A 10,301-nucleotide genomic window follows, 5' to 3' on the forward strand; every position below is an offset into this window, starting at 1 on the left:
ATTGTCCACAACTACAATTTCCGTTCCTCTAGATGGCGCATATTTTTCCACAGATTCTATGCACATCTTAATGAGGTCAAGATCATTGTAGGAGAGTATCATTATGCTGGTGCCACGAACTCGCATTCCAGGAGCATTTCTAACCATATCAAAAGAGCTCTCAATCACCTGCCTGTCTTCGTCAGACGTGCAGTAATCAAGAGCTATTTCTAAGCATAAATAGGCCCAGTTCACATTTATGTTCATGTAATAAATGCCAAGCATATAATAAATTTCGTAGTTGGTGTAATCGTAGGAAAGACCCTTGTAAAGTGCCGCCAGCTCAGCTGTTCCGTCATTTAAACCTTCCCATATTGAAGCTTCCAGAACGCATAATTTCGCAGCCTCAGAAGCAGTCCTCTCATCAATGTGAAAGAATTCCTCCTGAAACTCATACAAAGCATCCTGAAGTTCTCCCTGGGAAATCAGTTCAGACAGCTTATCAAACACGTGCAGGTCCTCCATCACAATAATTATAGCACGAAAATTAACGCAATATCGCACTCTGCATGCAAATCAGTATTCTATAATCTTATCTAATCAGCTCCCTGATGGTATCTCCAAAGGGAATAACAGGCTTCCAGCCTGTATCCGCTGCAATCTTCTCCACAGAAGGTCTAAGAGAAATAAAAGGCATTGCCTTAGCGCCGAACTCAACAGCATCCGGTGAGCAGCCAACAATCTCTATCACTTCCTGGACAAAGTTCTTAAGTGGTCTGAAGGCTCCATTGGCTATGTTGTAAGCTTCTCCCGCTACTCCGCGCTGAGCAAGGGCAAGCATTGCTCCTGCTGCATCCACAGCATCAAGATAGTCCCAGTCCTGTTCGCAGGACGACAACTTCATCTTCTCACCTCTGGATAATTTGGCTACAAGGTCAGGTATCATGCGGCCTGATTCCTCATATTTACCAAAGAGGCTGAAAACTCTGCCCCAGATAAAATCAATTCCAAGAGCCTTGGCTCTGTTCCTCAGAAGGTAGTATGCTGCTGCCTTGCAGGAACCATAAGCCGAGAATGGATCAGGAGTCATATCCTCAGTAATAAGCTCGCAGTCAGATTTAACGCCGTACTCCGCCTGAGAACCTATTCCGACAAATCGGATGTCCTTAGAAATCTGCGCTGCTGCTTCAAGAGCCTTAAGTGCTCCCTGCACATTAGTAAGCTGAGCTTCAAAATCTTCTCTTCCTCCGCCCCATGCCAGATGGAAAAAGAAATCCGCCTTCTCAGGAATATATGCAGGAAGCTGATCGTACTCCTCCATCTCCAGGAAGACTTTAACAAGCTTATCCTCAGGCACATTCTCAAATCTGTCGTTGTGAGAAGAGCTCTTCCGCCCTACAGCGTACACTTTGTAGTTTTTACTCAAAAGGTGCTCTACGAGGTTTGCACCAGCAAACCCGAAAGCACCTGTAACAATCGCTATCAACCTCTAACAGCCTCTCTTATAACCTTTGCGATATAATCAACCTTGGTATCATTAAGCCCTGGATATACTCCAACCCAGAAGCTATTGTTCATGATATAGTCTGTAGTCTTAAGATCACCTACAACTCTGTAAGCATCTGTATCTCTATATTCATCGAAAGCCGGATGTCTGATAATATTTCCGCTGAAAAGAAGCCTTGTCTGAATATTGTGATCCTCCAACGCTCTTGTGATCCTATTTCTGGTCACAGGCTCTCCCTTGGAATCCACAGCTCCATCTCTAACGCTCATGATAAAGCCAAACCATGAAGGTCTGCTGTTCTCAGAAGCCTCAGGAAGAATAAGTACATCTGTAAGATCCTGAAGATCAGCATGAAGTCTCTCCCAGTTATGGCGTCTGGCATCAGCAAAGCCCACAAGCTTATCCAGCTGAGCACAGCCAACTGCTGCCTGCATATCTGTTGCCTTAAGATTATAACCAAGATGGCTATATACATATTTGTGGTCATAACCAACAGGGAGCTGACCAAACTGACCATCAAATCTACGGCCACAGAAATTGTCTTTTCCCGGAGGACATACACAATCCCTTCCCCAGTCTCTGTAGCTCTTAACAAGCTTATTAAGAAGGGCATTATTAGTATATACACATCCGCCCTCACCCATAGTGATATGGTGTGGCGGGTAGAAGCTTGATGTTCCAATATCACCCCAGGTTCCAGTGTATCTGGTCTCACCATCAATAGTATACTCAGAACCAAGGCTGTCGCAGTTATCTTCCACAAGCCATAGGTTATGCTTATCACAAAAGGCCTTGATCACCTTAAGATTAAAAGGATTACCAAGGGTATGGGCAATCATCACTGCCTTGGTCTTCTCTGAAAGAGCAGCCTCAAGATCAGTAACGTCTATGTTGTATTCTGGAACTGTTACATCAAGAAATACCGGAATTGCGCCATACTGCATGATAGGTGCAACTGTTGTAGGGAAACCACAGGCAACTGTAATGACTTCATCGCCTCTTTTGATCTGTCTGTCTCCCAGCTCCGGTGCTGTAAGTGCCATGAAGGCTATAAGATTAGCTGAAGATCCGCTATTTACAAGATTTGCATACTTAACACCAAGAAGGTCGGCAAATCTCTTTTCAAATTCCTCTGTATATCTTCCCGCAGTGAGCCAGAAATCCAGTGAAGAATCTACAAGATTAACTACTTCCTTCTCATCAAAAACTCTTCCTGCATAGGAAATTCTGTCACCCTCTGTAAAACTCTCTGTATCTGCCTTAAGAAAGTTCTCGTAATACTCGGCAACCTTATTCAGAATCTCCTGTCTTGCTGCCTCTTTTGCTGTTAAATCAATACTCATTACTTATTTATTTCTCCAAAAATTTATTGCAGCTGTGCCAGCGATATCAGCTTATTCCATGCTGATCTCGTTAGCTTCTCTCTCGTAATCAGCCGCCTGCTCCTCATTGCCAAGCTCTCTATAGCATTTGGCGATAGCAAGCCTTGGAAGCTCCATGCTCTTCTTGATATCGAGAATGCTGCTGCATTCATAGGCTGCATTATAATACCACACAATGGCCTCATCAAGGTCCTTCTTGTTATAGTAATAATCGCCTAGTTCATAGCACATCTCACTGGACATTTCAGTGGTGGCATCCTTAAGGGAATATTTTAACATCGCATCTGCATCTTTTTCAAGGACAGCGATGTGCGCCAGAACGCAGCTGGCTTCCTTTATCTCATCTATTCCCCTTGTATTATCAAGCGTAACTCCTTCAAAAAACTTTTTGGCCTGAATAAAATCTTCGTCTGTACCAGCCATAAAAAGCTCTCTGGCATACATATCAAGGAGTCTCTTGGAAAATCTCCTGCCTTCAATAACTGCCTTTCTAAAAATGCTCAGATCTCTGGCTGCGTGATTCTCTCTAGGTCTGTGAATTATCTCAATGTCACTGTCGCATACTACAGGCTCCATCATGACCTGCTCATGGATAGGGTCAACCCAGGTAAACTTGCGAAGTCTCTTAAATAGCTTGGGACGAAGCTCCCTGTCAAAATTGTAGACAGTCCTATATGCAAGCTGATTGCTATAGTACATCTGAACTATATCCACATCCAGCTTGTCGATATCTGCCTTGAGATTAATGAATCTTTCTCTATTCTCCTCATCCAGCTCTTCGTCAGCATCTGCAGAATATATGTAGTCACAGGTCGCAAGTGAAAAGGCATAGTTTCTGGCATCACTAAAATCGCCAGTCCACTTGATGGTGTATACCTTAGCGCCTCTGTCTTTGGCTATTTCCATAGTATTGTCAGTTGAGCCTGTATCCACAACAATAAGCTCATCTGCAATTCCCTTAAGAGAATCAAGACACTTTCCAAGACAAGCCTCTTCATTTTTAACTATCATACAAACGCTGATCGTAACCACAATTCCACCTCCTGGACTTATGATGCAAGATTCAGTGACCTAATACTAACGGACATATTTTCATATATTAATGTTATCGTTTTATTGATAGTTTTTCAACAATAATCATTTCATAAACTTGAGCACCTGCTGCCTTGTGTACTCAAACATATCCTCTCCATCATTCCAGGCTTTATACCATTTAACTGTTTCGCCAATAGCTGTATCTGCGTGCCATACTGGCTTCCAGCCAAAGGTATCTCTTGCCTTGGAGCTATCGAGTTTTAAAAAGCTGGCTTCATGTGGTGCATTCTCATCAGCTTCATTAACCCACTTGGCACCATCTCCCCAGTACTTAACAAAAGCGTCAGCAAGCTCTCCTGTTGTGATGCAGTCTTCATCTCTTGGGCCGATGTTGTAATAATCAGCATACTTTTTATCCTGAGCCTGCATCATTGCAATAGTAAGATACACAGACAAAGGCTCAAGGACGTGTTGATAAGGCCTTGTTGAATATGGATTTCTTACTCCTATGCTCTTACCTGCAATCGTAGCTCTTACGCAGTCAGGGATAATCCTGTCATTGGCAAAATCTCCGCCTCCAATTACATTACCAGCTCTAGCAGTTGATATAGCTGTCGCGGATTCCTCAGAGAAAAACGACTTCTTGTAGGAATGGGTTACCAGCTCAGAGCAGCTCTTGGAATTAGAATATGGATCGTAGCCATCGAGCTTCTCATCCTCTTTAAACGCGTGGTCAGTAAGGTCGTTGTTCTCATAAACCTTATCTGTCGTCACATTCAAAAAGCTCTTTGCCCCAGGGTGATTTCTCAAACATTCCAGGATGTTTACTGTCCCCATTACATTTGTCTCATAGGTATATCTTGGATCCTTGTAGGAGTCCCTTACAATTGGCTGAGCTGCCAGATGCAGAACAACCTCCGGATCAGCCTCCACATAGGCCTTTTCAAGCGCATTATAGTCTCTTATATCACCAATAGTGCTATGCACCTTATCTTTTAACTCCAATATATTAAAAAGAGCTGGCTCTGTCCCTGGTTCAAGAGAATAGCCATAAACCTCTGCCCCAAGCTCAGCTAACATAACACAAAGCCAGCTGCCCTTGAATCCTGTATGCCCGGTTACAAAAACTCTTTTTCCATTGTAAAAATCTCTTAGATTCATCTTGTACCTCATTTGATCTAATGTCTTTCTCCTCAAATTATACATCAACTTAAGAATTTCTTCCTACGCAATCGTATTGTAGTCCATAATGCTGTCACATTTTTGTAGTATAATTGATTTGTTTGATTAAAAAAGGTGGTTTATTTATGAAAAGTTTTTCCAAAATTGGACTTATTATAGCTGTTATGGCCCTTTGTATCTGTGGCTGCAGCAACACTAAAGAGCAGGTTTCCAAGGTTCCTCCCTTCGATGGCAAGGATTATATGGTAATTTCCTCTATGACAGCTGAAGGCGAGAACCCAGAAGAATACGCAGCCAATTACGAGCCAATCAAGAATTTTGATACCAAGCTAAGTGTGCCTACATATATCACCAAGCTGGGGGAATACTGGTTTATAGTGGATTGCTACCACAACAGGGTTATCTATTCAGATACACTTGGTGCTCCTCTTACTGACTGGTACATCATGACAGCAGATGTCACACAGCCTCACACCATTGCCAGCAACGGTAATGTATATATGGTTGATGACACAGAGAATCACAGAGTAGTTATCTTTGAAATGATAGATGGCAAGTTCATTAACACCCAGACTATCTACAACATAGGCAATCGCCCTCACTACACAGTTTATGACAAGGAGACAGATACCTTCTATGTATGGAGCTCAACCACAGGTGAACTCTACTGCATCAGACAGGGAGCCGGTTCCAGCAGATTATACATAACAGATATCAGAAAGATGGATATTCTTGATGGCATTTACGTCAGATCTTTTTCCATTATAGATGGGGATATTTACTTTGTTTCCGGCGTTTCTGATGAAGGCTTCCCTGCCAAGATCTACTGCTGCGATCTGGAAACCCTAGAAGTTAAAAAGAGCTATGATGTACCTGCCAATCTTGCCGGAATGGTACAGATCACCAAAATAGATGATTATTACTATGTTTCTGTTTCCACAGACCTAAGCGGAAGTCAGGATGTTGCTACTATCGTTAGAGCCCGCACTCTCGACGACCTGGCAGAGGGCGAGTACGAAGACATCTACAGTCAGTACTTTGTAGGCGGCGGAACACCTTACTACATCTCAAATGTAGACGACACTTATTTCCTGACAGAGCACAGACTGACAGATCATCAGATCTGGAGCTTTAAAGTCGACAACAATGAAATCGTGGATGTACAGACCGTTTACTGATCCGCACACCCACATATCATTCTCATTTACATAAATCTTTCATTAGCTTCACATCTTCAGAGGTAATCTCCTTGGAGCTGTACCTGGCTTTCTCGTACAGCTTGTAGGCAGATGCCTCTTTTTCTATTACAATTTTCTGTTCCATTTCAAGAGGCGTATCTGATCCCGCCACATCCCTGAAGGCAAAGCTTCTCTCAATATATCTGGTAAATAGCTGTCTCACTCTTCCTGCTGGAGTGAGCCTTTCTCTTAGTTTCATTCGGCCACTTCCTTTGGTAAAAGTATTATCGGAAGCTGACAGAGGACTCAAATACTCGATCTTATCTCTGGCAAGGCGGTCCTTGATACTCTTCCTTGATGAATTAAAGAGCTTATAGAACTCTTTTACCATTAGCACTGCTATATATATGATGCCTATAGTAACAACTATGGCAACAAGCCAGAACAGCACCTGCCAGATTGTGTGCCAGATGGAATTATCCTCCACCTGCTCAATCTGAAGCATTCCCGAGCCGCCTCCGGTTGTCGTCTGAGGCGCGTCAAACTCTGCCTCTTCCTCAAAATGAAGGAAGGAAAAGAGAAACCTTAGAACCGCTGTTATCACCGCTCTAAGCATAGCCACTACTTCTTTTCCATAATCAATGAATGCACTAAGCGCCATCATAACAAAGGCTATGATCAGAGAGAGCCTTAGCATCTGACCATTGTTTCTCTTGATCGAATCATATGGAATAAAGTCCCTGTCCTTGAAGGTTACAAGGGCTCCAATTGTCTGACGGGCATTGTAATAGATAATACACATGATTCCCCATATTATCTCCGCAATAAGAACAAGTACAATGGCTGATTTCTGAGAAGTAATCAGGCAGAACAGGTACAGACCTATAAACAGAAAGCCCTCGTAAATTGTTGGATAAAAACGTCCGTGACCATCGAGTCTTGCGTAGATAGCAATGATCGTAATGATTATCATCGCCAGAATGTGCAGAACCTGAATCACGCTGGTAATCGAAACTCCGGCGAACAGAACTCCTGCTATAAGCTTCTGGCTACTTGAAAAGGTTATAAAGCTGCATAAGGCCATTGATGCCAGGTGCAGCCCCAGGAACACAATAAGGTTTGTTGCAAAGGCCTGAATAACCTCTGATAGCAGCACAAACAAAGCCAGTGTCACATTAACCATCACAATGGCAGGCACAGTCCTAAGCTGCATTGCCGTAAGTGAAACTGTCGCCAAAGTTATCACAACCAGTATGTTATTGAGTATTCGCAAAATTTCTATACGTCTATGTAATCTCATATATGATCTCTTTTATATGCTTATCCTATGGATACACTGTGACTTAAAGATATCCATCATGGATTATTCTGGTGAAGCTGATCCTGTCATCCTCAGGAGCTCTCTGATCCATGCTTTTGGTAAGCGGACAGAGCCACAACAACTTGCCCTTCTCATCACACAGCTCTTTGGCTGCTCTTAGCATGCCTTCTCTCCTGCTGGTAGAAATGACACAGTAGACTATTTGTCTGCTCCTTGAGCTACCAAGCTCCTCTTTAACCAGAACTTCTATATCTCCAGCTTCTTTACTCAGGTCAATTCTTGCAAGAGCCCTGCAGAAATTCCTGTTATGGTCCAAGGAAGCTCCTGCTTCGAGTCTAATGAGCTCGCCAGAAACCTTGTCCAATCCATTAGTTAAAAGAGATACCGGTATGTTAGCCTCAATAAACTTAAGTGCAAGCGTTCTTGCAATTCTAATGCAGTCCTCTATCAGTTCTGTCTCAAAGAGGATTCCCGGCTCCTCAACATTAAGAATCAGTGCCACCTCAGGACTTGAAGTATAGTCATGAAGATTAACCTTCATGCTGCCCGTTCTGGCGCTTGCCTTCCAGTTGATATCAGACATCTGGTCTGTAGGCGCATAGTCCCTAATCCCTCTAAAGGTGAAATTGTCCTCATACAAAAATCTCTGGGACTGTACTTCTCCCATAAGCTGCTGAAATGGAATGTCCACCTTATCAGAAGGCATAAGCCTTGGATACACATACATGCTGGTGCGCTGTTTCCTGTCAGCATAGTGAATATCTGAGCTGAAAAGATCTGAAGCAACAAGAGACGTCTGCAAAATGCTGTAAAATCCACGCTTCCTGCAATCCATCATAAGAGTTCTTGTTATCTTCTCATAAAAGCGAAGGCTGAATACATCTATTACATTAACTCTGTCTGTAACCGATGCATTGGTGGTGTCCTTGAAATCAAGTCCCACGTCAGTCTGAAAGTTCACCTGTAGAATGTGTAATGGTATGAAATTTCTGTTGGTTATGACTTCCGAAAGGGAAGCCTCCTCTCCCTCTGTTACTGCCTCCGCGCCAAAGTTTAGCTCAGCAGAAAGGCCTCGCTGCCAGTATCTGTTAAAGATCCAGCGCTCCAGTGCAAACAGCAGAAGAAGAATGATAGGTATCAAGATAATTGGCATAATCTATACTATCCTTTTTGGTCCTAGGGGACGGGGTTAGCGGTCCATTTTCAAATATCATTTGGCAAAGCTTACTTCAGTTGGAACAGCTACTTCTCCCAGAATCTGCTCAATGATTGCACTTGCGTTTCTTGCTTCGCCGTAGCCTCCGCCCAGAATGATACGATGAGCCAGAACCGGAGCTGCAAGAGTCTTGATATCCTCTGGTGTAACATAGGTTCTGTCATTTGCATAGGCCATAACCTTGGCACAGTACAAAAGCGCAAGGCTTCCTCTAGGGCTAACACCAGACCTTACATCAGTTCTGTTCCTTGTTGCCTCCACAATATCTGTGATATATGCCATGAGGTCAGGGTGTACCTCCACCTTCATGGCTTCCTTTCTCATCTCCATAATATCCTCAAGAGTTGCCACAGCGCTAAGCTCATCAAGCTTCTGTTCTTTGTTGCCTTCCTGGAATCTCTTCAGAATTTCAAGTTCCTGATCTTTACCCGGAAATCCCATGGACAGCTTCATGATAAATCTATCGAGCTGCGCCTCAGGAAGTGGGAAAGTTCCGCTTGTCTCAATAGGATTCTGAGTTGCTATTACAAAAAACGGCTCAGAAAGCTTTCTGGTATTGCCATCGATTGTGACCTGTCTCTCCTCCATACACTCAAGAAGTCCTGCCTGAGTTCTAGGTGTTGCTCTGTTGATCTCATCTGCCAGAAGGATATTGCAGAACACAGGGCCTGGGTTAAATACGAACTCACCCTTAGCAGCCTGATACACATTAAGTCCTGTGATATCAGATGGTAAAAGATCTGGTGTAAACTGGATTCTGTTGTAGGAACCTGCTATAGATCTTGAAAGTGCCTTGGCAAGCATTGTCTTACCAGTTCCTGGAACATCCTCAAGTAACACATGTCCACCAGCTACCATGGATACAAGTGTCAAAAGAACTGTCTCATCTTTTCCAACGATGATCTTGGATATATTTTCGCGAATTGCCTGTATTTTATTCATGCTCATTTGCTCCTTGGATTATATTGCCTTATTTATGTGTATTTTTACATCGCAAACATATAACAATACTTGTATTATACACAGTATTTTCGCAGGAGAGTATGCAAGAACTGCTCATTTTTTTCACGCTATATAAATATGTATTTTATTGAATTTTTAGACTTCCTTTATTTCGTTTTTATTAGTACAATATAAAGTGAACATGTCGCTATCTTAACGTGACATGTGATTCGAGGGGTGGATAATGAGATTATTTGATAATGCCAGAACGTTGATCGATCTATACAGAGATTACCGTTCTACTAATGATGACGATCGCCAGGACTTCTATCAGTCTAAGTGCGATTACTATCAGAATTATGTGAGCATCAGCCTTGTGGCTGCTGTACTTTTTTCTATTGCATATCTTTTCTCAGATCATATAACGAATGGCTCATTTATGCCTACGCTTATTCCCAGATTATCTATCCTTGTGGCTCTGGCTATTTTCCTTGTAATCACTCATTTTTTCAAAGGCCGTGATATCACTGTTTTTATGGACTTCTTCCTTGCTCACTGC

Annotated in this window: 10 protein-coding genes; 2 read left to right on the forward strand and 8 right to left on the reverse strand. The window is 42.8% G+C overall.

The features are described 5' to 3' along the window. From IJI01_RS00005 to rfbG, 5 genes are all read right to left on the reverse strand, one after another. Positions 1-489, reverse strand: a 489-nt coding sequence (locus IJI01_RS00005; protein ID WP_330622950.1) for a glycosyltransferase family 2 protein, incomplete at its 3' end; no start/stop codon positions are given. 82 nt (positions 490-571) lie between these two features. Next, entirely contained in the window at positions 572-1,465 is an 894-nt protein-coding gene (locus tag IJI01_RS00010) for an NAD-dependent epimerase/dehydratase family protein (protein ID WP_292183926.1), read from the reverse strand. Beyond that, entirely contained in the window at positions 1,462-2,829 is a 1,368-nt protein-coding gene (gene rfbH, locus IJI01_RS00015) for a lipopolysaccharide biosynthesis protein RfbH (RefSeq protein WP_292183928.1), read from the reverse strand. The genes IJI01_RS00010 and rfbH overlap by 4 nt, the downstream gene beginning before the upstream one ends. Before the next feature lie 51 nt (positions 2,830-2,880). After that, the gene (locus IJI01_RS00020; protein WP_292183931.1) at positions 2,881-3,900 is read right to left on the reverse strand and encodes a glycosyltransferase; all 1,020 of its coding nucleotides are present in this window, start codon (positions 3,898-3,900) and stop codon (positions 2,881-2,883) included. A 105-nt stretch (positions 3,901-4,005) separates the two neighbouring features. Then, entirely contained in the window at positions 4,006-5,064 is a 1,059-nt protein-coding gene (rfbG, locus tag IJI01_RS00025) for a CDP-glucose 4,6-dehydratase (RefSeq protein ID WP_330622951.1), read from the reverse strand. 146 nt (positions 5,065-5,210) lie between these two features. Here rfbG and IJI01_RS00030 point away from each other — a divergent pair, with 146 nt between their 5' ends. After that, positions 5,211-6,263, forward strand: a complete 1,053-nt coding sequence (locus tag IJI01_RS00030) for a hypothetical protein (protein ID WP_292183937.1) — start codon at positions 5,211-5,213, stop codon at positions 6,261-6,263. 22 nt (positions 6,264-6,285) lie between these two features. On the opposite strand, the gene IJI01_RS00035 is transcribed toward IJI01_RS00030, so the two are convergent. The 3 genes from IJI01_RS00035 to IJI01_RS00045 are packed head-to-tail and all read right to left on the reverse strand — an operon-like array spanning position 6,286 to position 9,742. After that, positions 6,286-7,563 carry a hypothetical protein gene (locus tag IJI01_RS00035; RefSeq protein WP_292183940.1) on the reverse strand — a complete coding sequence of 426 codons (1,278 nt, stop codon included), beginning with the start codon at positions 7,561-7,563 and terminating at the stop codon, positions 6,286-6,288. A 43-nt stretch (positions 7,564-7,606) separates the two neighbouring features. Continuing rightward, positions 7,607-8,737: a DUF58 domain-containing protein gene (locus IJI01_RS00040; protein WP_292183943.1), complete on the reverse strand. Its 1,131-nt coding sequence runs from the start codon at positions 8,735-8,737 to the stop codon at positions 7,607-7,609. Between the two features lie 57 nt (positions 8,738-8,794). Beyond that, positions 8,795-9,742, reverse strand: a complete 948-nt coding sequence (locus tag IJI01_RS00045; RefSeq protein WP_292183946.1) for an AAA family ATPase — start codon at positions 9,740-9,742, stop codon at positions 8,795-8,797. 244 nt (positions 9,743-9,986) lie between these two features. Here IJI01_RS00045 and IJI01_RS00050 point away from each other — a divergent pair. Then, a partial coding sequence (locus IJI01_RS00050; RefSeq protein WP_292183949.1) for a hypothetical protein occupies positions 9,987-10,301 on the forward strand: 315 nt, incomplete at its 3' end.

Source organism: Butyrivibrio sp. (assembly GCF_017433805.1).
GTDB lineage: Bacteria > Bacillota > Clostridia > Lachnospirales > Lachnospiraceae > Butyrivibrio.

Bases quoted from the DNA above. Each gene is read 5' to 3' on its own strand.
- rfbH (WP_292183928.1), bottom strand. From the start codon at position 2,829: ATGAGTATTGATTTAACAGCAAAAGAGGCAGCAAGACAGGAGATTCTG.
- rfbG (WP_330622951.1), bottom strand. From the start codon at position 5,064: ATGAATCTAAGAGATTTTTACAATGGAAAAAGAGTTTTTGTAACCGGG.
- IJI01_RS00030 (WP_292183937.1), top strand. From the start codon at position 5,211: ATGAAAAGTTTTTCCAAAATTGGACTTATTATAGCTGTTATGGCCCTT.
- IJI01_RS00035 (WP_292183940.1), bottom strand. From the start codon at position 7,563: ATGAGATTACATAGACGTATAGAAATTTTGCGAATACTCAATAACATA.
- IJI01_RS00040 (WP_292183943.1), bottom strand. From the start codon at position 8,737: ATGCCAATTATCTTGATACCTATCATTCTTCTTCTGCTGTTTGCACTG.
- IJI01_RS00045 (WP_292183946.1), bottom strand. From the start codon at position 9,742: ATGAATAAAATACAGGCAATTCGCGAAAATATATCCAAGATCATCGTT.